The following is a 22407-nucleotide window of genomic DNA, read 5'->3' on the forward strand; positions in this document are numbered from 1 at the left end:
ACACGCAGCGGGCGGGGAAATGTCCGAGGAAACGTCAATGGCAGGAGACGGCCGCAGGCCAGATGCTGGTTCACCCGCTGGGGCGGGTCCGGACAACTGTGCCGCCATGGTCGCTCGCGCCAGGGCGCTGATTCCGGAGTTGCGCGACCGCGCCCCGAGAACCGAAGAACTGCGACGCTTGCCGCCAGAGACCGAGCGAGATTTGCACGATACCGGCCTGTTCCGGATTTTGCAGCCTAAACGTGTCGGCGGATCCGAGCTTGACTATGTCGCGCTGGTCGATTGCGCGGATGCGCTGGGGCAGGGCGATGCTTCCGTGTCGTGGAATTTTGCCAACCTCGCCAGCCATCACTGGATGCTGGGAATGTTTGACCCGCGTGCGCAGGCGGCGGTCTGGGACAAAGACGTCAACACGCTGATCGCATCGTCCTTCATTTTTCCGGCCGGTCGCGCCAGGAAGGTCGACGGTGGATATGTGCTGAATGGCCACTGGCCATTCTCTTCCGGCGTCGAATCCTGCGACTGGAATATGCTTGCCAGCGTGGTCTCGTCCGACGATGAAGCCGACGGTATCGAATACCGGATATTCCTCCTCAACAGGCGTGACTACAAGATCAACGACACCTGGAACGCGACCGGCCTTTGCGGTACCGGGTCGAACGACGTCAGGGTCGTGGACGCCTTTGTTGCGGAGCCGATGACGATTTCCGTGAGCGATCTGACCGGTGGACCGACGCCGGGGAGCGTGGTCAACCCAAATCCGCTCTATGCACTGCCGGTATTTTCTCTGTTTCCGTACGTGCTGTCGGGTGTCGGCCTCGGCAACGCGCAGGCTTGCCTGAACGATTATGTCGATTTCGCGCGGCACCGGGCTTCGACCTATAATCGCGCCAAAGTCAGCGATATGCAGACCACGCAAATCAAGATCGCGGAAGCCTCTGCCAAGATCGACGCGGCGCGCCTGGTCATGCGCACCAATTGCATTGACGCCATGGCGGATGCACGGCGTGGTCACGTGCCTGATATCGCAGCCAAGACGAGACTGCGGCGTGACGGCGCCTTTTCGGTCAACCTGTGTACCGAGGCGGTGTCGCTTCTGTTCGCGGCAAGCGGCGCACGCAGCCTGTTCACATCGGGCGCGTTGCAGCGGCAGTTCCGCGATGCCCATGCGGTGAATTCGCACCTCGCATTCAATTTCGATGCGGCGGGAACCAATTATGGACGTGTGGCGCTTGGCTTGCCGTCCGAAAACCTGACGCTTTGAGGCCAGGCGGATGTCCGACGCACCCAAACATCCGGCCGATCCGGCCAATGAATTCGCCACCGACAACTCGGCGATCGATCCCCGGGACTTTCGCAATGCGTTGGGCACGTTTGCGACTGGAGTCACGATCGTTACTGCGATGGCGGCTGACGGAAAGCCTTACGGCGTGACCTGCAACTCCTTTGCCTCGGTGTCCCTGAACCCGCCCCTGGTGTTGTGGAGTCTCGGCATGTTTTCGCAAGGCCTGACAATCTTCCAGAATGCCAGTCATTTCACCGTCAATATTCTCGGGGCCTCCCAGCAGGCGCTGGCGTCGAAATTTGCAAAATCCTCCGGCGACAAATTCGCAGGCGTGAGCTGGACGCCGGGGCTCGGCAACGCGCCGGTGCTGGCTGACAGTGTGGCCAATTTCCAGTGCCGTGCCGCGAACCGTTACTATGGCGGCGACCACATCATCTTTCTCGGCGCGGTCGAGGCCTATGCCTATAACCGGCAGGAGCCGCTGTTGTTTGCGCGCGGCGGTTTCGGCGGGTTTGTTGCTGACGAGGGCAAGTCGTAAGCTGGTCAGTCGCATCGGAGCGGACGAAGCCGGGTACGACGGAATTGTGCCGCTTATACCCTGGCCATTTCGGCCCGGTACCAATCTCCGATTTCGCTGGCGGTCATCAGTGCGACGCCATCATGGCCGATGACGTAGTCGAGCAGCGCTTCCAGATATTTGATCCGGTGCGGCACGCCCGTAATATACGGGTGAATCGAGATCGCCATGATCCGGGCGTTCGATGCGCCTTCGAGATAGAGCCGGTCGAACTGGTCGGTGCAGCGCTTCAGGAACTGCTCGGAGGGCAGGTGCTGCAGGGCGTGGATAACGATATCGTTGGTTTCGACCGAATATGGGATCGTCGTGATCGTGCCGTGAGGCGTGGCGATATCCTGCGGCAGGTCGTCGATTACCCAGTCCGCCAGATATTCGATGCCATTGAGGCGCAGGAGATCGATCGTCTCTTCGGTCTCGGTAAGGCCTGGACTCTCCCATGATCGCGGTGGTTTTCCCGAAAATTTTGCGATGGTGTCGACGGCGCGTTTGATCGCATCGGCCTGGTTGTCGAGCTTGTGCATCGGGCCTTGCATGAATCCGTGGCCCATGAATTCGAAGCCGGCTTCAAGCGCCGCAGACGCGACCCGAGGGTAGCTGTTGCAGACGTTGCCATTGATCGCGAGGGTCACCGGCATCTTGCGGTCGGTCAACGCCTTGAACTGTCGCCAGAACCCAGCGCGCATGCCGTATTCATGCCATGACCAGTTCGGCACGTCAGGCAACAGTGGCTGGCCCATCGGCGGGCTCAGTACCGTACGCGGCATCGCATTCTCGATGCGCCACTCTTCGACATTTAGAATGACCCAAACCGCGAGCTTCTTGCCGCCGGGCAATGTCAGCCTGGGCCGGTCGATTTGAGCCTGATAGGGGATGCGATCGCTGAGAGCCAAGGTCGGTTTTCCCTGAGTGAGCGGACTATTCGGCGGCCTTTGCACGGCCGGCCGTGCCGGCGTTGATCCGTGGCATGACTTTTTCGGCCATCAGGATCATCGATTGGCGTCCGAGTTCACGATCTTTCCAGTCCTTGCCCGCATAGAGCAGCGTGCCGAAGGGGCCGGTCTGTTCCTCAAACGCCAAAATCTGATCCGCGACGCTCTCGGGCGTGCCGTAAATGACAAGCTTGTCGCAGATCTGTTCCAGCGTCACCTCGTCGTCCGGCTGGTCGCGGCGTGTCTTGAACAGTTCGATGCGGCCGTTGCGCTTCAGTTTGGTGAACAGCGAGCGGTAATAGTAGACATAGGGCCCGTCCGGATCGCAGGCATACGCCTTTGCTGTCGCGGCGTCCTTGGCGACAAACACGCTCTTGGCGACACGCCAGTTCGCGGCATCGGCAGGACGGCCGGCACGTTCGCAACCTTCGACGTATTTCGGCCAGTGGCTCTTCACCCAGGCCGGCATCAGGAAGTTTGCCGAGATCGGATCCCAGCCGCGCGCTGCGGCTTCCGTCACCCCCTTTGAGAACGGCGCCACCGCCGTCACCACGATCGGCGGATGCGGCCTTTGCAGGGGCCGTGGGATGAAACCCTGACCAATATCCTCGATCAGGGTCTTTTGAACCGATACGTTCCAGTATTTGCCTTGCAGATTATACGGCGGCTCGCTCGCCCAGATCTGAAGCACCTGATTGATCGCTTCCAGGAACATCGCGTTCCGGTCCGCTTCGAGATTGCCGAAGACCTCTGCATCCGAGAGCAGCCCGCCGGGGCTGATGCCGAAGATCAGGCGGCCGTCGAGCATGTGATCGAGCATCGCAATCGAGGCAGCTATCGCAGCCGGATGCGCGTTCGGCATATTGATAGTGCCGGTGCCGAGTCTGATCTGTTTCGTCGCGGCGGCGAGCCAGGCGATGAAGGCGATGCAGGAGGTGATGTTCTCGGCCTTGTCGGTGATGTGCTCGCCGACATAGGCCTCGGTGAAGCCCAGTTCGTCCGCCAGCAGGAAAGCTTCGCGGTCCTCCTTCAGGGACAGCCGCCAATCCTTGTCGAGAGGATGGATCGGCATGGTAAAGAACCCGAGCTTCATAGTTGTTCCCAATGGCAGGTTTTTGGTTGGCCGCGAACGTGCTTCGTCCGCGGCAGCATGACAAGTCCTAAGTCTAAAGAATCGCTCCGGAAACCGCCTTGACCTTTAGTAGGGGCCGCCGTCTAATCTTACGAAAATATCAATATCCGGCCGGGGAGGTCACGTCGAAATGAAGGCCTCGGCTTTCGCTTATGCCCGTGCGACCAGCGTCGAAAATGCGCTGGAATTGCTGGCCGATCAGGGCGACAGGGCCAAGGTCTTGTCGGGCGGCCAGAGCCTGATGCCGGCGATGAACCTGCGGCTGATCTCTCCCGAACTCGTTGTCGACATTGGCGGTCTTGCCGAGTTGCGCGGGATTGCGGTGAAGGAGGGGATCCTCACCATCGGAGCCCTGACCCGCCATGTTGATCTGCTGAAATCCACCGAAATTGCGGTCCACGCGCCGCTGCTGGCGGACGCGGTCACTCACGTTGCGCATCCGGCGATTCGCAACCGCGGCACGATCGGGGGAAGCCTGGCGCACGCGGATCCAGCCTCGGAATTGCCGGCCTGTATGATCGCGCTGGCGGCCACCATCATCGTCCGCGGTCCCGGCGGCGAGCGGCGAATTGCCGCAAAGGAATTCTTCACCGGAATATACGCGACGGCGATGTCGCCGCAGGAATTACTGGTCGCGGTCGAACTGCCGGTCGCACCAAAGGGATCCACCCATTTTTTCCATGAATTCGCACGCCGGCATGGTGACTACGCCATCGTCGGTCTGGCGGCGCAGGCGGTCATCATTGATGGTCGATTTGCCGATCTTCGCCTCGGCTTTTTTGCCGTCGGCGATCGCCCGTTGCTCGCCGGAGCCGCCGGCAAGCTGGTCAATGTCGCTATCACGCCAGCCGTGTTGTCCGTGGCCTTGTCTGCATTGGCTGACGAACTTGATCCGCAAGAGGATCATCAGGCAACACCTGCCATGCGCCGGCATCTGGCAAAGGTCCTGCTGACGCGCTGCGTGGCCGCGCTGCTTTGCCGTCCCGAACTCGATGCGGGAGCGCTCGTTTGACGGCTCCCATATCCATTTCGCTCGACGTCAATGGCGAGCGTGTCGATACCTCGGTGCTGCCGCGGCTCAATCTGGCGGATTTTCTGCGCGAGCATCTGAAATTGACCGGCACACATGTCGGTTGCGAGCATGGAGTTTGCGGCGCGTGCACGGTCCGCGTTGACGGCGAGATCGTGCGCGCCTGCCTGATGCTCGCGGTGCAGGCAAACAATGCGTCGGTCGAGACTATTGAGGGCCTGTCCGACAGTGGCGAGATCGCCGATCTGCAGGCGGCGTTCCGGGACCGCAACGCGCTGCAATGCGGCTTTTGCACGCCGGCAATGCTGATGGCGGCACAGGATCTGCTAAAGCAAAACTCAACCCCCAATCGCGAGCAGATTCGCGAGCACCTTTCCGGCAACTATTGCCGCTGCACCGGCTATCAGGCGATTGTCGATGCCGTCGAAACGACGGCGCGTGCACGCGTCGGGCGCACGGCATGACGTCGGGGCCTGAAAAGCGAGACCCGCTTTCGGTGCTCGACCGGCCGAATTCCTATATCGGCAAGATCGTGCCGCGCCCGAACCTCGATCGCCTGATGCAGGGGCGCGGGCTCTATGTCAGCGACATCGAATTGCCGCGCATGGTGCACGTCGTGTTCCTGCGCTCGCCGTACGCACATGCAAAGATCACGGGTATCGACGCGTCGGTGGCAAAACGTATGCCCGGCGTGGTCGCTGTCGTTACCGGGCAGGAACTTGCCGCTGTCATCACGCCATGGGTCGGCGTGCTCTCGCATTTGAAGGGCCTCAAATCTGCGCCGCAAAGCGCCATTGCCGTCGACCGCGTGTGTTGGCAGGGCGAAGCGGTCGCGGCCGTGGTGGCCAGCAGCCGCAGTGCGGCCGAAGACGCCGCGGAACATGTTTTGGTCGAGTACCAGGAGCTTGAGCCCGTCACGGACATGAGCACCGCGCTGGATCCGAGTACGCCTGTGATCCATGCTCTGCTCGGTGACAACCTGGCCTTTGAACGGAATCACGACGCCGGCGCCGTCGACCAGGCCTTTGCCGACTCTGACGAGGTCGTAGAGGCGGAGTTCATCTTTGGAAGGCATACCGGCGTGACGCTGGAGCCACGCTCGGTGGTGGCTGACTGGAATGCTGCGGAAGCGCGGCTAACCATTTATCAAGGCACCCAGGCGCCGCACATGGTGCAGAATATCGCCGCGCTGCATCTGGGCCTCAGGGAGGCGCAGGTTCGCGTGATATGCAAGGACGTTGGCGGCTCCTTCGGTATCAAGGTGCATATCTATGCCGACGAGATGGCGACCTATGCGCTGTCGAAACTGCTGCGGCGGCCGATTAAATTCGTCGCCGACCGGGTCGAGAGCTTCAACACCGACATCCATGCCCGCGACCACAGGTGCAAGGGAAAGATCGGCGTCCAGCGTGACGGCACCATCACGGCCTTCGAGATCGACGATCTCACGGGCATCGGGCCGTATTCGATGTATCCGCGCACCAGCGCGATCGAGGCCAATCAGGTCGTCAACCTCGTCGGCGGTCCCTATGTGACCAAAAATTACCGCGCCCGTGCCCGCGTCGTGTTCCAGAATAAAAATGTGATGTGCCAGTACCGCGCGGTCGGTCACCCGATCGCCTGTTCGGTGACCGAAGGACTGGTCGATCTGGCAGCGATGAAGATCGGCATGGACCCGGTCGAAATCCGTCGTCGCAATTTGATTGCGGATGACGCATATCCCTGCGCTTCGCCATCGGATTTGCGCTTCGAACAACTGTCGCATCATGCCGCGCTGACCAAGCTCATCCGCATGATGGATTACGACGCGCTGCGCACCGAACAGGCGGCCCTGCGACCCCGGAACATCCATCGCGGTATTGGCATCGCCAGTTTTATCGAAGTTACCAACCCCAGCGCGGCATTCTATGGCGTGGGCGGCGCGAAGATTTCATCGCAGGACGGCGTCGCCGTGCGGCTGGACGCGCAGGGCTCGGTGATCTGCCAGACCAGCATTACCGAACAGGGGCAGGGATCGGAATCGCTCACCGCGCAGATTGTCGGCAGCGTGCTCGGCGTTTCGATGGACCGTGTCCGTGTCATTCTCGGCGATACTGACAATACGCCCTATGGCGGCGGTACCTGGGCCTCGCGCGGCGCCGGCATCGGCGGCGAAGCAGCACTTCAAGCCGCGAAAGTGTTGCGCCGGAATATTCTCGATGTTGCCGCCGCTATCCTGCAGTCGACGGCCGGTGAGCTCGACATCGTCAGCAACAATGTCGTGAATGCCGGCGATGGTGCGCCGCGCATCGAATTGAATGAGCTCGCGCGCATCGTCTATTTCCGTCCCGACACGCTGCCGCCGGGTATTCAACCCGAGTTGATGGCGACCCGCCATTTTGTCCCGCGCGAATATCCGTTCGCTTTTACGAACGGTGTTCAGGCCTCGTGGCTGGAGGTCGATACCGAAACCGGCTTCGTCAAGTTGTTGAAGCATTGGGTGGTCGAGGATTGCGGCACCATCATCAATCCGCAGCTGGTCGATGAGCAGATCAGGGGCGGGGTGGTGCAGGGCCTGGGCGCCGCGCTGTTCGAAAAATGTATCTATGACGAGCGCGGCCAGCTCACCAACGCCAATATGGCCGACTATCTGGTTCCGATGTCCGGCGAGATGCCGGACATCGATGTCGGACATGTGGTTTCGCCGACGCTGGAAACCGAATTGGGCGCGAAGGGCGCGGGCGAGGCCGGTACGGCAGGTGCGGCGGCGGCTGTGACCAATGCCGTCAACGACGCGCTGCGGCCGTTTGGTGCTGTTATCACCGAGATTCCGCTGACGCCTCAGGTTATCCTGACGGCGTTGGGACGGATCTGAAGCGGCAGCGCCGCCGATAAACACGAACACAAGAAGAGATGTCGATATGGAACAAGCCCCACGCGCCACGCAGACCGAATCCACTGAAGTGCTCTACGACGTCGCGGACCATATCGCCGTCATCACGCTGAATGCGCCGGAACGCATGAACACGATTTCAGGCCCGATGCTCAATGACCTGACGCGGCTGCTGATCCGGGCAAATGAAGATCGGGACGTCCGTTGTGTCATCCTCACCGGCAATGGCCGCGCGTTCTGTGCCGGCCTCGATCTGCGGAAGGAACGAAGTGGCGACGGCCTCAGCTCGGCATCGTCTCCGACGTCGCTGGACCTGCGCAACACGCCGCCGACCGTTCTGCAATCCATGGACAAGCCGACCATTTGCGCCGTCAATGGCGGGGCCGCCGGCTACGGCATGGATACGGCGCTCGGCTGCGACATCCGCATCATGGCGGAATCGGCGAAGCTCGCGGCCGCTTTCGTCAAGCGAGGCGTGGTGCCGGAATCGGGCGGCACGTGGTTTCTGCCGCGGATGATCGGCTGGGCCAAGGCATCCGAGCTGATCTTTACCGGCCGTACGCTCTCGGCGAGGGAAGCGCTGGAATGGGGACTTGCCAATGAGGTTGTGCCGGACGCGGCCCTGATGGGGCGGGCGCGCGAAGTAGCGCGGGAAATCGCGGCCAATGCGCCGCTGGCGGTTCAGGCCGCCAAGCGCATGATGCGGATGGGACTCAACGAGACCTTCCCCGACCATGTCCATCACGTCTATCTGCAGCTCCTGCCGCTGTTCAAGACGCACGACATGCAGGAAGGCATCAAGGCCTTCATGGAGAAGCGTGAAGCGAAGTTCGAGGGGCGTTGATTGGCCTTATTCGGCCGCGGCATTCGCTATCGAAACGACCCGGCGGTTAGTGACGACCACCTTGATGGCGTCTTCAACCCGCTCGCGTGCATATCTTAGCGCGGTCGGCAGATCGGCGAGCGGAAACGTGTGGGTGTGAATTCGGGTCGCATCGAAGCGCTTTTCCGCCATCAGCGCCATGGCGCGGCGGGTGGCGCTACGGCCTTCGCCGCGGATGCCGTAGGCGTAGATATTGTTCTTCACGAGATGCGCGAGATCCATCGTCACCGGATGGTGCGGAAACGCGGCAAGGCAGATTTTCCCGCCGCGATTGGTCATGTGAATGGCCTGGTTGATGGTCGCTTCTGTCCCAGCGCATTCCACGACATAGTCGGCGCCGATGCCGCCGGTGAGTTGCCTGACGACCTCGACGGCGTCTTCGTCGTTGATATTTATGACGCGATCGGCGCCGAGCTCCTGGCCGATCGCGAGCCGCTTGTTGCGAGTCCCCGTCAGGATGACCGGGCTGGCGCCGAGCGCCTTGGCCACGGCCACCGCGAGCAGCCCGATCGGCCCTGGGCCGATCACCACCACGCTCTCGCCCGCGACTAACCCTCCCAACTCAGTCAAGCCATACATCGACGTGCCGGCGGTGACGACCAACGTCGCCTCCGCGTCGCTCATGGTGTCGGGCACACGCGCCAGCGTGTTGATGTGGTTCACGGCGTATTCGGCAAATCCACCGTCGGTGGTAAAGCCGTTGGCGCGATGACCCTTCTCCGGCTTCCCGTAGTTCAGGCATGACGTGTACATGCCTTGCCGGCAGCGCTTGCACTGGCCGCACCCGGCATGAATCTCGACGCTGATCCGCTCGCCGATCGCGAACTCGTCGACATCGGGTCCGAGCGCCGCGACCGTACCCATATATTCATGGCCCGGCGTGAAATTCTTGTTGAAGGGCAGGCCACCCAGAATGCTCGCCGGTGAGCCCGAGTGAATGATCTCGAGATCGGTCGCGCAGATCGCGACCGCGTCGATCCGAACCAGGACCTCAGCGCGTGCCGGAACGAGCACCGGCTTCTCGCGCAGCATGAGCTGGTCCGGATCTCCTAGCACCCAGGCCGTCATGCGGTCCGGAATCGGAAAGTCGGGCGACGTCTTGACGCCGTCGGGCTGGTACATGGCGCGGATCCTCCCGCGTTCGAGCTTAGCGGAAATCACAGGTTGACCAAATTCGGTGATGCCAGCAGCGGCGCCATCGGCGTTTGCTGCACGGCAACATGCCATGTCGCAAAACCTTCATACGCGGCCTATACTTGCTCTTCGGTTGGTGCTGAAGTCCTCAATCTCCACGCTAAGTCGGGGTATTCCATGAAAACCGTCCGTTTTGTTCTCGCCTTGCTGGCGCTGTCACTGATCGCGCCCTTGCAATCGGCCAAAGCGGCCGACGTGATCTGCTACAATTGCCCGCCGGAATGGGCCGACTGGGCCTCGATGCTCAAGGCGATCAAGGCCGACCTCAACTACGACATTCCGCACGACAACAAGAACTCCGGTCAGGCGCTGGCGCAGATCCTCGCCGAGAAGGCCAATCCGGTCGGCGATATCGGCTATTTCGGCGTCACCTTCGGCATGAAGGCGAAAGCCCAGGATGCGCTGGAGCCCTACAAGCCGGTGAACTGGGATCAGGTCCCCGCCGGGCTAAAGGATGCCGACGGCTACTGGACCACGATTCATTCCGGCACCCTCGGCCTGTTCGTGAACAAGGATGCGCTCGGCGGCAAGCCGGTGCCGGCCTGCTGGAAGGATCTCCTCAAGCCCGACTATAAAGGCATGGTGGGCTATCTCGATCCGTCGTCGGCTGCGGTAGGCTATGTCGGCGCGGTCGCGATCAATCTGGCGCTCGGTGGATCCGACAAGAATTTCGATCCCGCGATCAACTTCTTCAAGGATCTGCGCAAGAACGACCCGATCGTTCCCAAGCAGACGTCCTACGCCCGCGTCGTGTCCGGCGAGATGCCGATCCTGCTGGATTATGATTTCAATGCCTATCGCGCGAAGTATTCCGAGAAGGGCAATTTCGAATTCGTGATCCCCTGCGAGGGATCGGTGGTGTTTCCTTACGTCGTTGGCCTGGTCAAGAACGCCCCCGACAAGGACAAGGCCAAGAAGGTGATGGACTATCTGCTGTCCGACAAGGGCCAGGCGATCTGGACCAATGCCTATCTCCGGCCCGCCCGCCCGATCGAATTGCCTGAGGCCGTGAAGAAGAAGTTCCTGCCCGACAGCGATTACGCGCGCGCGAAAAGCGTCGACTGGGGCCAGATGGAAAACGTGCAAAAAGGCTTTGTCGACCGCTATCTCGCCGAGGTCCGCTGAGGCAATATGGTCCCGTCATAGCGTTTTCGAGCGAAGCATGCCCTCGGACTTGATCCGTGGGTGGGCACCGGTTCGCGTGAAGAAAACGCGTCAAAACAAAAGATGGAGCTATGGTTCTGATTCATCAGAACCATAGGTCTGGGACCACTATTCTTGATGTCACATAGATCATTCGTCTGGCTGTGCCTGCTGCCGCTTGCGGCGGTAACGGCGGCATTCTTCCTGCTGCCGATGGCCCGACTCGTCGTGACCGGCGCGGAAGGCCCGCAAGGCCTTGCGGGCTATCTGGCGATCCTGACCGAGCCGCGTTATCGGGCGACCCTCATCAACACCGTGCTGCTGGCGGCCGCGACCACCGTGGCTACGCTCATCATAGCGACGATCGCCGGAATGTTTCTGCAGCGACATCGCTTTCCCGGCCGCGCCGTGCTGATCGCGATGCTGACATTTCCGCTGGCGTTTCCCGGCGTGGTGGTCGGCTTCCTGATCATTCTGCTCGCCGGGCGTCAGGGCCTGATCGGCGATCTCTCTAACCGCGTGTTGGGCGAAAAGCTGGTGTTTGCCTATTCGATCTACGGGCTGTTCCTTGGCTATCTCTATTTCTCGATTCCCCGCGTCATCCTCACCATCATGGCGGCGGTGCAGAAGCTCGATGTCGGCCTGGAAGAGGCGGCGCGTTCCCTTGGCGCCAGCCCGTGGGCGGTGCAGCGCGACGTCGTGCTGCCGGCGCTGGCGCCGGCCTTCGTTGCGTCAGGTGCGATTGCCTTCGCGACCGCGATGGGCGCGTTCGGCACCGCGTTTACGCTGGCGACGAATATCGATGTGCTGCCGATGCTGATCTACACCGAGTTTACGCTGGCCGCCAATTTCTCGACCTCGGCCGCCTTATCGGTCGGGCTCGGCATTATCACCTGGTTCATTCTGGCGCTGGCCCGCTCCTTCAGCGGCAGTGCCGTCGCCGCGGCTGGATGAAACCATGCGCGACCGCCTGATTTTTACCGGTCAGTTCATCTTCACGCTGCTCGTCGCCGCGTTCCTGGTGGTGCCGGCGATCCTGTCGATTTCCGCCGGCGTCACGGTGAATTACTTTCGCGGTATCCAGTCCGGCGTGACGCTGAAATGGGTAGCGCAGGTGTGGGAGCTCTACGCCGGCACGATCCTGCTGTCTTTCGTGATCGCGCTGGCAACCCTAATCGTGACACTCGCCGCGGGGGTACCCGCCGCTTACGCCTTGCATGTACGGGGAGGGCGGCTGTCGCGGATCGTCGAAGAAATCATCACGCTGCCGCTGGCAATCCCAGGGCTGGCGATTGCCCTGGCGCTGCTCCTGACCTATGGCAGTTTCGGCGATTTCCGGCGTTCCTGGCTCTTCATCCTCGTCGGTCACGTCATTTTCACCATGCCGTTCATGGTTCGCTCTGTCATGGCCGTGTTCGCGACCGTCGACATCAAGACGCTGGATGAAGGCGCGGCATCGCTCGGCGCATCGCCATGGCGGCGATTTCGCGATGTGATCGTCCCCAATGCCGTGCCGGGGATACTGGCAGGCAGCCTGATGGTGGTGACGTTGTCGCTCGGCGAGTTCAACCTCACCTGGATGCTGCACACGCCGCTTACCAAGACATTGCCGATCGGGCTCGCCGACAGCTACGCCTCGATGCGGCTGGAGGTGGCCTCAGCCTATACGCTGATCTTTTTCGTGATGATCATCCCGCTTCTGGTCGCGATGCAATTGTTTGCCGAGAAGGACCAGAAGCGATGACGGTACAGGCCGGACATGGCGCCTCGGTGCGTATCGAGGCCTGCGGCAAGACATTTTCCGACGGAACCCACGCGCTCGAACCCGCGACGCTAGACATCGCGCGCGGCGAAACGCTGGTGCTGCTCGGTCCCTCCGGCTGCGGCAAGACCACCATGCTGCGCATCATCGCCGGCCTCGAACCGCCCGACGCCGGCGGCAGGGTGCTGTTCGATGGCAAGGACATGACGCCGGTGCCGATCGAGCGGCGCAATGTCGGCATGGTGTTTCAGTCCTACGCGCTGTTTCCCAACATGAGCGTGGCCGACAATATCGGCTACGGCCTGAAGATTCGCGGCGTCCCGGACAAGGAACGTGCGTCGCGGGTCGCCGAACTGGTTGCGCTGACCAACATCTCCGGGCTGGAAAACCGTCGCATCGATCAGCTTTCCGGCGGCCAGCGCCAGCGCGTGGCGCTGGCGCGCGCGGTCGCAATCCGGCCGGGCATTCTGCTGCTCGACGAGCCCTTGACCGCGCTCGACGCGGCATTGCGCGACCGGCTGCGCGGCGAGCTCAATCGTCTGTTGCGCGCGCTCGGGATCACCACGATCTATGTGACGCACGATCAGGCCGAGGCAATGGAACTCGGCGACCGCGTGGTCGTGATGCGGAAGGGATCGATTGCCCAGATCGGTACGCCGCGGGAGATCTACTTCACGCCGAAGAACCGCTTCGTCGCCGAATTCATCGGTGCGGCGAATATCGTCGAGGCGGCGATCGAGAACGGTCATCTCGCGTTGCCGGGAGGGCGTCAGCCGGTTGCCGGCGCGGCAGATATGCCGGCCGCGGTCGCCATGATCCGTCCCGAAACCATCCGCGTCACGGAGGCCGGCGGTGCGACGCTCTCAGGCCTCATCGACAGCGTCAGTTTCATCGGGGACCGGCAACGGCTGGTCGTCAGCGGCGCATCCGATAAACTGCTCACCGTCGATGCGCCGAATACGGTCCGGGCCAGCGCCGGGGATCGGGTCGGACTGTCGATTTCGCCGGACGCCGTCCGTTTGCTGCCGCCAGAGGAGTGAGAGGGCATATGTCGTCAAGACCGGTCCGTATTGCCCAGATTTCCGACCTGCATATCAAGCCGCCGGGTTCGCTGGCGTATGGCCGGGTCGATACCGCCAAGGCGCTCGAGCGCTGTGTCGCCGCGCTCAACGAATTCGATCCGGCACCTGACTTCGTGGTGATCTCGGGCGACCTCGCCGACACCCCGTCGGCCGAGGAATATCAATATCTCAAGCGGCTGCTGGCGCCGCTCAAACTGCCGTTCGCGGGTATTCCCGGCAATCACGACTCGCGCGAATTGATGCGCGCAGCACTTCCTTCGGCGTCCTATGCCTTTGCCGCCGGCGCGCTCAACCAGAAGATCGAGGTCGATGGACTGGATCTGCTGCTGTTGGACTCCAGCGTGAACGGCAAGCCGCATGGTCAGCTCGATGGGCCGACGCTGCAATGGCTCGACACGACGCTGGCGGCAGCACCTGACCGTCCCGCGCTGCTGTTCCTGCACCATCCGCCGTTCAAGGCCGGCATCTGGCACATGGACCGCCAGAATCTGCTCAACGCGAACGAGCTTGCAGCTGTCATCCGGCGTTATCCGCGCGTGCAACTGATCGCGACCGGTCATATCCACCGCGCCACGCTGACGATGTTTGCGGGCGTGCCGACCACGATCTGCCCGGCGCCAAACCATGCCGTCGATCTCGATCTGGCCAAACTGCGTGAGCCTTCCTTCAAGGTCGAGCCGCCGGCCTTCCACCTCCACACCTGGTTTCCGGGCGAGGGGTTCGGTACCGTCGTCACCCATCACGTCCCAATCGGGACATTTGACGGGCCGCACCCGTTCTTCGGGGCGGATGGGAAGTTGCTCTGAGAAGGTGGCTTACGCCTCCTTCATCCCGAACAACTTCGCCGCGTTACCGCCGAGAATCGCGATTTTCTGCTTGTCCGAAAGCGTCGTGGTCGCGAAGACATGGTCGACCGGGTGCTGCTCCCACGGGATCGGGTGGTCGGTCCCGAGCATCACCTGGCTCGCGCCGACCTGCGCCACCAGATGCCGCAGGCCTTCCGGCGTGAACACCATGGCGTCGAAATAGAGCTGGTTGAGATATTCCGACGGCTGCTTCTTCAGCGTGATGTTGGCATTGCAGTTTTGCGGCGAGACGAAGCAGGCATGGTCGCCGCGCGCGGCATAGGAGCCGAGATAGCCGCCGCCGTGAGCTGCGATGATCTTGAGACCGGGGAAGCGATCGAGCGTTCCCTCGAAGATCAGATGCTGCAGAGCGATCGTGGTGTCGAGCGGATTGCCGATGGTGTTCGACAGCCAGCCATTGCCCTTGAAGCGTTTTGCGAGTTCGGGCGTGCTCTGCGGATGGATGAACAGAACCGCTCCCAATTCTTCCGCCTTGGCCCAGACGGGATGGAATTCCGGCTCGGAAAAATCCTCGCCCAGCACGCTGGCGCCGATCGCAGCACCTCGCAGGCCCTGCTTTTTGACCGCGGTTTCCAGTTGCTGCACGGCGAGGTCGGGATATTGCAGCGTCAAGGAGGCGAAGGCGGCAAACCGCTCCGGCCGGGCGGCACAGAGCTCCGCCAGCTTCTCGTTCTGCAGCTTGACGATTTGGGCGGCCGTATCGCGGTCCTTGCCGTACCAGAACGGATTGATCGACAGCACCTCCATGTCGATTGCCATCGCGTCCATTTCCTTCAGGCGCTGCTCGATGACGATGAAATGCTCGGGCACGCCCTTGACCGGTGGCAGGACCTTCTCGGCCCCGTCGCCCATCAGGATGGCCTCACGAAAATAGCAGTGCGAATGCACGTCTACCGTCAGGACGCGCTTGCCGTTGACCCTGACCGGCAGGCGAGGGGACTTTGGCTGCGCATGAGCGGCATCCAGCATGCCGCAACTGCAAAACGCGATTCCGCTTGCGGCCGCGCCTTTCAGAAAATTCCGGCGGGTGGTCATCGATAGCCTCCCTTGATTTTTTGGTAGCGTTTCCCCGGCCGGACACTTGTTGCGCCGGCTCATTCTTTAGTTTTGGCATCGGCCACATTGCCAAGTTGAACGCGGGAGGGCAATCATTCCCGGAAAGATCGCGGCCGATATCGGCAAAACGCGATTGCGTGCAAGGAGACACCAGACATGCGCCTGTTCCATTTGCTGATCCCGGCGCTTGCGCTGCTCCCTGGCTCCCATGCGGTCGCGCAGGGCGCCTATCCCGACCGGCCGATCAAGATGATCGTGCCGCTGGCTGCCGCGAGCGCGGTCGATGTTGCGGCGCGGATCGTGACGCAAAAGATGGCCGACAACATGGGCCAGCAATTCGTGATCCTGAACCAGCCGGGCGCGTCGGGTTTGATCGGCGCCGAAGCGGTCGCGCGCGCCGAGCCGGACGGCTACACGATCGGCGGCTTCAACGACAGCATCATGACCATGGTGCCCAACCTGCAGTCCAAGATGCGCTGGGACATTCTGAAGGATTTCGAGCCGGTATCCCTGGTGGCGACGGTGGAGTGGGGGCTGATCGCCAACAACAACACCAGTTTCAACAGCGCGGCGGATCTGATCGCCGCTGCGAAGGCCGCGCCCGGCAAGATCGACTACGGTTCGGGCGGTCCGGGCAGCCCGCAGCATCTCGCGATGGCGATGTTTGCTTCCGCCGCGGGCATCTCGCTGACCCATGTGCCCTACAAGGGCGCCACACAAGCCGCGACCGACGTCGCGGCCGGTCAGATTCCGGTCGCCTTCCAGGGCCTCGGCACGGTCGCGGCGCTGGTGCGCGGCGGTCAGGTCAAGCTGCTCGGGGTGACGACCGAGAAGAGGTTGGCGCAATTCCCCGACGTGCCGACCGTCTCCGAATCCGGCCTGCCAGGCTTCCTGTTCAATTCGTGGTTTGCGATTCTGGCGCCCGCCGGCACACCAAAGGACATCATCGCCCGGCTCAATGCCGAAGCGCTGAAGGCGGTCGGCGACCCCGATGTCCGCCGCAGGTTGGAGGAGTTGGGCTTCGCGGTGCGCGGCAGTTCGCCGGAGGAACTGCGGATCCTGACGCGAGATCAACTCGCCAAATATGCGCGCGTGATCAAGGAAATGGGTATCGCCAACGAATAGACCGCCGGCGACGACGCTGACGGCCGGCGGTCGGTCTCGCCATCAATCCGGAAAGGCCCACCTCGGGTTGCATCGCGACATGACAGGGCTGTTAGCCGCTCTTGGAATGACGCACTCGGCATTGAAAGAGATGCGGCTGCCGCATCCAGACCAGCGTTGTTTCGTTATCCCGATCTTGCTGCCATGGGGCGGTCTCGAAGGTTGATGCCGAGAAAGCGGTCGCAACGGAGGCCGGCTATTTTCCGCGTGGCGGGACTCGTTTCTGCCTACACGGCCGTTCCGGGGGGCGGGCGGGTCGCCCCCAATGCAGCTATCGGTTTGATCGGGGACGAATGTTGCTGCGGCAACCGGTACGGTGTCCGGCTGGTGGCCGTATGAATTGAGCCCGGGTTCCGCCGTTACCCAGGCGTTAAATAACGGGCATCATTTTATGCATTAGCCGCCAAATCGACGTAGTCGCGTGCTTTCCGGTTGAAAAGCGGACCGGCGTTCATTACGGAAGGGCTGCATCCCCTTCAGTTTTGCCCTGGAGTTTGACTGGCGTGCCTCAACAAAGGACAGGCGAAGCTCACGGCTTCACGAGCAGCAAGCTGTCGGTCTTGCGCAAGCATCCGATCTTTGCCGATCTCGAGCCGGATGCATTCGATCAGCTCTGCCGCTATGCCAGGCACTCGACGCTGAAACGGGGCAGCACGCTGTTCTCCAAGGGAGATCCCGGCAACAGCCTGTATGCGGTTATCTCGGGCACGGTGAAGATGAGCATCTCCTCGCCCGATGGCCGCAACGCCATCCTGAATATCATCGAGCCCGGCGAGATTTTCGGCGAAATGGCGCTGCTCGACGGGCGGGCACGATCCGCCGACGCGATCGCCAATAGCAATTGCGAGCTGTTCGTCATCGACCGGCGCGAGTTCATCCCGTTCGTGAAAAGTCAGCCGACGCTGGCGATGAAGTTCATCGAGCTGCTCTGCGATCGCTTGCGTCGGACCAGCGATCAGGTCGAACAGATCATCCTTCAGGATCTGCCAGGGCGACTGGCCAGCGCGCTGCTTCGCCTGACCGAGAAGCACAAGCTCGAACCGCAAGGCCGAACCATCGCGATTACCCAGCAGGAAATCAGCGAAATGGTCGGCATGACGCGGGAGAGCATCAACAAGCAGCTGCGCGCCTGGGCCTCACGCGACTGGGTTCGCCTGGAGCATGGCGCCATCGTGGTGCTGAATGCCGAGATGATTCGCGAACTGGCCGAAGCCGGTCCAGGCGGCGACGGCGATTAGGGCGTGAACCCATCTGTGGACGCCCCGCCAGATGCAAGCGGTATTTGAAGAATATCGGCACGTAGTCGGATGCTGCCATCTGTCCGGCCTCTGATGCAGCGATGGAGCTGCAGGCCCGTATGGGAGTTCGCGGACCGGAACCAAATCATAAATGCGTGCTCTGGGCACGATGGGTTCATCTGGTTCTTCCGGCCCCGTCTCGCCGACTGTTGTGCCATACCCTCCTTCGACCGACTACATCTGCGACGACCTCAGGCCTGCCAGGCTCACACCTTGGCTGCGACCGGAGCTCTGTAGTTTTCCTGCTTTACAAGCAGCGCCCAGATGATCCGCGCCATCTTGTTGGCGAGCGCGACGGTTACCAGCATGCGCGGTTTGCGAGCCAGCATCTGTTCGAGCCACGAACCCTTTGGCGCGCCGCGTTTGCTCGCCTGCTGCACGACGGCGCTGCTGCCGATGATGAGGAGGCGCCTGAGCGTGCGTTCGCCCATTTTGGACGTCACGCCGAGCTTTTGCTTGCCACCTGTAGATCTTTGAAGAGGCGCCAGACCGAGCCAAGCCGCGAAGTCGCGGCAAAGGTCTCGGCCGGCGGCGCCAGGGCGGCGATCGCGGTGGCAGAGATCGGGCCGACGCCTGGAACGGTCATCAGCCTGCGCGATACTTCATCCTCGCGAGCTCGGCGCGCGATCTCCTTGTCGAGATCCGCGATCTTGCCCTCGAGACCGCTGAGCAGGTCCAACATCAATCGGAACATGGCGCGGGCCGCTTCGGGAAGCGAACGGGCCATCTCTTCCTCGAGTAGGTCGGCAAGCATCGCCACATGCGACGGCCCCTTGGGTGCGATCCAACCATATTCGGTGAGATGCCCCCGGATCGCGTTGATGAGCTGGGTTCGCTGCCGCACCAATAGGTCACGGGTCCGGAACACTAGACCCGCCGCCTGTTGCTGTTCGCTCTTCACGGCCCCGAACCGCATGCTCGGACGCTGTGCTGCTTCGCAGATCGCCTCGGCATCGATCGCGTCATTCTTTTGCCGCTTCACGAACGGCTTTACATAGGCAGGCGGGATCAGCCGAACTTCATGGCCAAGCTGGGTGAGCTGACGGGCCCAGTGATGTGCTCCGCCACATGCCTCCAGCGCTACCGTGCAACTCGGCTGGGCCGTGAAGAAATCCAGCAGTTTTCCTCGGCTGATCCTCTTGCTGAATACCGCTCGACCCCGCTCATCCGCTCCGTGAACGTGAAAAACGTGCTTGGCGATGTCCAGACCAATTATGATAACCTCTGACACGGACGCCTCCCTTAAGTGGTGCTCAACACCTCCACTTTGGCACATTGATGCCGTCGGCGGGGCGTCCACCCCATCATAAATCCAGAGTGGTCGGCGGACGTCGGCTTTGTGCGCATTTCGGACTCACGTCGGACATCATGTCACTTCCGAAAAGTGACAACAGCGGAAGTCATACGCGCGGTTGTTATAGCGGCTCCTGGAAATGCCACTCATTATCCCGGCGCTCGATGGAAGTCGTGGCGTTTCGTTGGGGTGCTCCCAGTGATGACGCAAGAAGTTTGACGCGAGTATTTCCCTCCCAGCCAGCAATTCATAGAGCCATTTTTCGTCATCGGGGATGCGATAGTGCCACTCTTTGAGAGAGGCCGCGCGCCTGCTTGGGACTATATCCATCCCGTTCGGAGGTCCGGACGGCCCCTCGGCCGAAGTGACGGATGCCAGCCAGCGCTTGTCTGGCGAATAGTGTGGCGGCGCGACAATTGCTATGCTGTCACCCGTGTTGGCCCACACCAGCAGCCAGCTCACGCCTTCCCAGTAATCGACCTCGATCAAGATAATATTGTGCTCGGGGAAATAACCCGTCAGTTGATATTTCACGCAGTCATCCACGGTGTCACTCTGACACTTAGCGTCTTCGTTGAGATATATTTTCGTATAACCGTTTCCGAACTTCAGCTGCAGGCCGGGTCCAATACGCTGTGCCGTCCCGCCGATCTGGGCGCTCTCTGATCGATCAATATCGCCGACACCGTTGTCGCCAATACATCGGCCATCTTGCGATGGATGATCCGAAAAGGAATAGGGAGTGGCGGCTGCGGACGTCGTACCCACAACTAGTGCGGCGGCGGTTACGATTACGAAACGTGCCACGGAACTGTCCTTGCCATCCAAGCCGGTCCGACGATGGGTCCTAGAGATAAAGATCGAGCTCTATAGAGCAGTTAGTATCTTGGATCAAAAGCGACGAACTACGGAATGTTCGTTCCCGGTCAATTTCAGAAGTCGGACCGCCTAAACGCCATGACCGCTTTCTCCCGATAGAGACCGAACTGCCGACATCGAGGGAGGTCCGTTTCGTGACAGACTCGGACATCGCGCCTCTCCGCGCCCCCGCTCGCGAAAAATCCCAGCGTGGGGTTTATTCCAGCCAGGCGTTGGAGACGTCGATCACTCCGCTATGGAGCTTTGGAAGGCCCTTCAGCCTGCTCGTTGAAATAGCGTAGTAAGTGTTCTGGAAAGCCCAGAACCAGATCGCCTCCTTGTTGACCAGCCGGCTGATCGCACAATAGTCCTCGGTACGCGTTTCCAACTCGGCAGTGGACCGTGCGTGTTCGAGCAATCGGTCCAGTTCCGGATCGGAATAATTTGCGAGCGCGACCGGGCTGCCGGTGTGGAAATTGGCAAACATCTGAGGATCGGGATCGGGGAAATCGACGATGCGCCACGGCGTTAGCTGGAACTGGCGCATGAAAGCGCGCGGAGGGATGGTGGCCTGGTCGACCTGCTCAATCTCCATATTAGCGCCAACCTGCTTCCAGAATTGCTGTAGCACCTGCCCATTGGTGCGGCCGCGCGGAGTTGCGGAAATGATCATCTTGAAATCGACCGGCTTGCCGTAGTCCTTGATGAACGCCTTCGCCTTCTCGACGTCGTAAGGCAATGCACCGTCATCCTTGCACTTGACCCAGGAGCCGTCGCCGTAGGGATTGGTCGCGGGTCGGCTAAGACCATTGGTCGCCACCTGCGACCACTTCTTGCGGTCGAGCGCCATGACGAGGGCCTGTCGCACGCGCGCGTCGTCGAATGGCGCGACCTTGGTGTTAAAGGCCCACACCTGCGCACCGGACCCGGTATAGGTGTGCACGGTCAGCTTCGGATCTTTCTGCGCCTTCAGGATATTGTCGGCGTCGTACTCGTCATCCCAGATGATATCGGCTTCGCCTGACTGCACGCTGGCAAAGCGCGATTGCGCATCGGGTAGCGGTTTCAGGGCGATGCGGTCCAAATAGGGACGGCCCTTGTTCCAGTAGTCCGGGTTCTTTTCGAGCACGATGCGGTCGCCGGCGCTCCATGATTTCAGGATGTAGGGACCGGTGCCGACGGGATTGCGGTTGTAGTCGTCGCCCTTGGTCTTAAAGGCAGTCGGCGAATGGGTGACGTTGGTGGGGCCTGGAAAGCTGAAATTGGCTGGCAGGGTCACCGCCGGATCATTCAGATTAAAGACGACCGTCAGTTCATCGGGCGCCTGCACGTCGTGGATGCCGGATATGTAGAATGCGCAGCGGCATTTGTTGGCGGGATCCTTCCAGCGGCCGTAATTGTCCTTCACCGCTTGCGCATTGAACGGCGTGCCGTCATGGAATTTCACGCCCGGCCGGAGCTTGAAAGTCCATGTCTTGAAATCCTCTGAATGGGTCCACGTCAGCGCAAGCTTCGGTTGTGGCTCGCCCTTATCATCGAGGTAGGTTAGAGTATCGTAGATCAACGCCGCCGCGGATTGCGCGGATGTATCGTACACGCCGACCTTCAAGGGATCGAAGCCGGGAATTTCCAATTCCTGGCCCACCGTAATGCTGCCACCCTGCTTCTGTGCTTGAGCCGTTCCCGTCACTACCAGCAAGCTCGCTCCGGCAGCAAGCGCGGTCCGAAGAGCTACGCGCAAACAGATTCGCCTTGTCATGGAAAGTCCTCCCTTGGAGCAAGGATATCCAGCGCGCTGCTGCGCTCCTTTCGCTGCAGGCGCCCGCCCGATGCAAAAGGACTCCGAAAAAGAGGGGTCCGAAAAAATAGTTAAAATCGAAAGCGCGGTCGCCTAGGAGGCGGCTCCGTCTCTTGTCCCGCGAGGCTTCGGCGGGCCGCGAGGGAAGCAAAAAACTACCTCAATCCAGGGACGAAGTCACTCC

At 61.4% G+C, this 22407-nt stretch carries 19 protein-coding genes and 1 pseudogene; 13 read left to right on the forward strand and 7 right to left on the reverse strand.

The window, feature by feature from the left end:
• The first annotated feature begins 37 nt into the window (after positions 1-37).
• Positions 38-1264: an acyl-CoA dehydrogenase family protein gene (locus BLR13_RS29650; protein WP_083387540.1), complete on the forward strand. Its 1227-nt coding sequence runs from the start codon at positions 38-40 to the stop codon at positions 1262-1264.
• 10 nt (positions 1265-1274) lie between these two features.
• Positions 1275-1823, forward strand: a complete 549-nt coding sequence (locus BLR13_RS29655; protein ID WP_074816467.1) for a flavin reductase family protein — start codon at positions 1275-1277, stop codon at positions 1821-1823.
• A 53-nt stretch (positions 1824-1876) separates the two neighbouring features.
• Here the strand turns inward: BLR13_RS29655 and BLR13_RS29660 are convergent, their stop codons facing one another.
• Both BLR13_RS29660 and BLR13_RS29665 read right to left on the reverse strand, forming a co-directional pair.
• Complete coding sequence (locus BLR13_RS29660; RefSeq protein WP_074816464.1) at positions 1877-2752, reverse strand: polysaccharide deacetylase family protein; 876 nt, start codon at positions 2750-2752, stop codon at positions 1877-1879.
• A 25-nt stretch (positions 2753-2777) separates the two neighbouring features.
• The gene (locus BLR13_RS29665; RefSeq protein WP_074816462.1) at positions 2778-3884 is read right to left on the reverse strand and encodes an LLM class flavin-dependent oxidoreductase; all 1107 of its coding nucleotides are present in this window, start codon (positions 3882-3884) and stop codon (positions 2778-2780) included.
• A gap of 169 nt (positions 3885-4053) precedes the next feature.
• Between BLR13_RS29665 and BLR13_RS29670 the strand changes: the two genes are divergently transcribed.
• The 4 genes from BLR13_RS29670 to BLR13_RS29685 are packed head-to-tail and all read left to right on the forward strand — an operon-like array spanning position 4054 to position 8669.
• A complete protein-coding gene (locus BLR13_RS29670; protein WP_074816459.1) occupies positions 4054-4935 on the forward strand; it encodes an FAD binding domain-containing protein in 882 nt (293 codons plus the stop codon).
• A complete protein-coding gene (locus tag BLR13_RS29675) occupies positions 4932-5417 on the forward strand; it encodes a (2Fe-2S)-binding protein (protein ID WP_074816457.1) in 486 nt (161 codons plus the stop codon). The genes BLR13_RS29670 and BLR13_RS29675 overlap by 4 nt, the downstream gene beginning before the upstream one ends.
• A complete protein-coding gene (locus tag BLR13_RS29680) occupies positions 5414-7807 on the forward strand; it encodes a xanthine dehydrogenase family protein molybdopterin-binding subunit (protein WP_074816454.1) in 2394 nt (797 codons plus the stop codon). The genes BLR13_RS29675 and BLR13_RS29680 overlap by 4 nt, the downstream gene beginning before the upstream one ends.
• Before the next feature lie 46 nt (positions 7808-7853).
• A complete protein-coding gene (locus tag BLR13_RS29685; RefSeq protein WP_074816452.1) occupies positions 7854-8669 on the forward strand; it encodes an enoyl-CoA hydratase/isomerase family protein in 816 nt (271 codons plus the stop codon).
• Between the two features lie 6 nt (positions 8670-8675).
• Here the strand turns inward: BLR13_RS29685 and BLR13_RS29690 are convergent, their stop codons facing one another.
• Positions 8676-9830 (reverse strand): zinc-dependent alcohol dehydrogenase, encoded by a 1155-nt coding sequence (locus BLR13_RS29690; protein ID WP_074816448.1) that lies wholly within the window; start codon positions 9828-9830, stop codon positions 8676-8678.
• A gap of 189 nt (positions 9831-10019) precedes the next feature.
• On the opposite strand from BLR13_RS29690, the gene BLR13_RS29695 reads away from it, so the two are divergent.
• From BLR13_RS29695 to BLR13_RS29715, 5 genes are all read left to right on the forward strand, one after another.
• Positions 10020-11027 carry an ABC transporter substrate-binding protein gene (locus BLR13_RS29695; RefSeq protein WP_074816446.1) on the forward strand — a complete coding sequence of 336 codons (1008 nt, stop codon included), beginning with the start codon at positions 10020-10022 and terminating at the stop codon, positions 11025-11027.
• A 156-nt stretch (positions 11028-11183) separates the two neighbouring features.
• Positions 11184-11999 carry an ABC transporter permease gene (locus BLR13_RS29700; RefSeq protein WP_074816444.1) on the forward strand — a complete coding sequence of 272 codons (816 nt, stop codon included), beginning with the start codon at positions 11184-11186 and terminating at the stop codon, positions 11997-11999.
• A 4-nt stretch (positions 12000-12003) separates the two neighbouring features.
• Positions 12004-12789 carry an ABC transporter permease gene (locus BLR13_RS29705; protein WP_074830953.1) on the forward strand — a complete coding sequence of 262 codons (786 nt, stop codon included), beginning with the start codon at positions 12004-12006 and terminating at the stop codon, positions 12787-12789.
• Complete coding sequence (locus BLR13_RS29710; RefSeq protein WP_074816441.1) at positions 12786-13847, forward strand: ABC transporter ATP-binding protein; 1062 nt, start codon at positions 12786-12788, stop codon at positions 13845-13847. The genes BLR13_RS29705 and BLR13_RS29710 overlap by 4 nt, the downstream gene beginning before the upstream one ends.
• An 8-nt stretch (positions 13848-13855) precedes the next feature.
• Positions 13856-14695, forward strand: a complete 840-nt coding sequence (locus tag BLR13_RS29715) for a phosphodiesterase (protein ID WP_074816438.1) — start codon at positions 13856-13858, stop codon at positions 14693-14695.
• A 9-nt stretch (positions 14696-14704) separates the two neighbouring features.
• On the opposite strand, the gene BLR13_RS29720 is transcribed toward BLR13_RS29715, so the two are convergent.
• Entirely contained in the window at positions 14705-15790 is a 1086-nt protein-coding gene (locus BLR13_RS29720; RefSeq protein WP_074816433.1) for an amidohydrolase family protein, read from the reverse strand.
• 177 nt (positions 15791-15967) lie between these two features.
• Between BLR13_RS29720 and BLR13_RS29725 the strand changes: the two genes are divergently transcribed.
• A complete protein-coding gene (locus BLR13_RS29725; RefSeq protein WP_074816429.1) occupies positions 15968-16936 on the forward strand; it encodes a Bug family tripartite tricarboxylate transporter substrate binding protein in 969 nt (322 codons plus the stop codon).
• 542 nt (positions 16937-17478) lie between these two features.
• On the forward strand, positions 17479-18213 hold the full coding sequence (locus BLR13_RS29730) for a Crp/Fnr family transcriptional regulator (protein ID WP_074816427.1): 735 nt from the start codon (positions 17479-17481) through the stop codon (positions 18211-18213).
• Between the two features lie 266 nt (positions 18214-18479).
• Here BLR13_RS29730 and BLR13_RS29735 read toward each other — a convergent pair.
• From BLR13_RS29735 to BLR13_RS29745, 3 genes and pseudogenes are all read right to left on the reverse strand, one after another.
• Positions 18480-19504 (reverse strand): annotated as a pseudogene (locus tag BLR13_RS29735) (IS110 family transposase).
• Between the two features lie 135 nt (positions 19505-19639).
• Positions 19640-20374: a hypothetical protein gene (locus BLR13_RS29740; protein WP_143039600.1), complete on the reverse strand. Its 735-nt coding sequence runs from the start codon at positions 20372-20374 to the stop codon at positions 19640-19642.
• 268 nt (positions 20375-20642) lie between these two features.
• Positions 20643-22115, reverse strand: a complete 1473-nt coding sequence (locus tag BLR13_RS29745; RefSeq protein WP_244525292.1) for an ABC transporter substrate-binding protein — start codon at positions 22113-22115, stop codon at positions 20643-20645.
• Between the last annotated feature and the right edge of the window lie 292 nt (positions 22116-22407).

The sequence above is a fragment of the Bradyrhizobium ottawaense genome (assembly GCF_900099825.1).
Taxonomy (GTDB): Bacteria; Pseudomonadota; Alphaproteobacteria; order Rhizobiales; family Xanthobacteraceae; genus Bradyrhizobium; species Bradyrhizobium ottawaense_A.

Coding starts and splice junctions, on each gene's coding strand:
- BLR13_RS29710 (WP_074816441.1), top strand. CDS start 12,786: ATGACGGTACAGGCCGGACATGGCGCCTCGGTGCGTATCGAGGCCTGC.
- BLR13_RS29685 (WP_074816452.1), top strand. CDS start 7,854: ATGGAACAAGCCCCACGCGCCACGCAGACCGAATCCACTGAAGTGCTC.
- BLR13_RS29690 (WP_074816448.1), bottom strand. CDS start 9,830: ATGTACCAGCCCGACGGCGTCAAGACGTCGCCCGACTTTCCGATTCCG.
- BLR13_RS29700 (WP_074816444.1), top strand. CDS start 11,184: ATGTCACATAGATCATTCGTCTGGCTGTGCCTGCTGCCGCTTGCGGCG.
- BLR13_RS29650 (WP_083387540.1), top strand. CDS start 38: ATGGCAGGAGACGGCCGCAGGCCAGATGCTGGTTCACCCGCTGGGGCG.
- BLR13_RS29680 (WP_074816454.1), top strand. CDS start 5,414: ATGACGTCGGGGCCTGAAAAGCGAGACCCGCTTTCGGTGCTCGACCGG.
- BLR13_RS29725 (WP_074816429.1), top strand. CDS start 15,968: ATGCGCCTGTTCCATTTGCTGATCCCGGCGCTTGCGCTGCTCCCTGGC.
- BLR13_RS29655 (WP_074816467.1), top strand. CDS start 1,275: ATGTCCGACGCACCCAAACATCCGGCCGATCCGGCCAATGAATTCGCC.
- BLR13_RS29665 (WP_074816462.1), bottom strand. CDS start 3,884: ATGAAGCTCGGGTTCTTTACCATGCCGATCCATCCTCTCGACAAGGAT.
- BLR13_RS29695 (WP_074816446.1), top strand. CDS start 10,020: ATGAAAACCGTCCGTTTTGTTCTCGCCTTGCTGGCGCTGTCACTGATC.
- BLR13_RS29670 (WP_074816459.1), top strand. CDS start 4,054: ATGAAGGCCTCGGCTTTCGCTTATGCCCGTGCGACCAGCGTCGAAAAT.
- BLR13_RS29715 (WP_074816438.1), top strand. CDS start 13,856: ATGTCGTCAAGACCGGTCCGTATTGCCCAGATTTCCGACCTGCATATC.
- BLR13_RS29720 (WP_074816433.1), bottom strand. CDS start 15,790: ATGACCACCCGCCGGAATTTTCTGAAAGGCGCGGCCGCAAGCGGAATC.
- BLR13_RS29705 (WP_074830953.1), top strand. CDS start 12,004: ATGCGCGACCGCCTGATTTTTACCGGTCAGTTCATCTTCACGCTGCTC.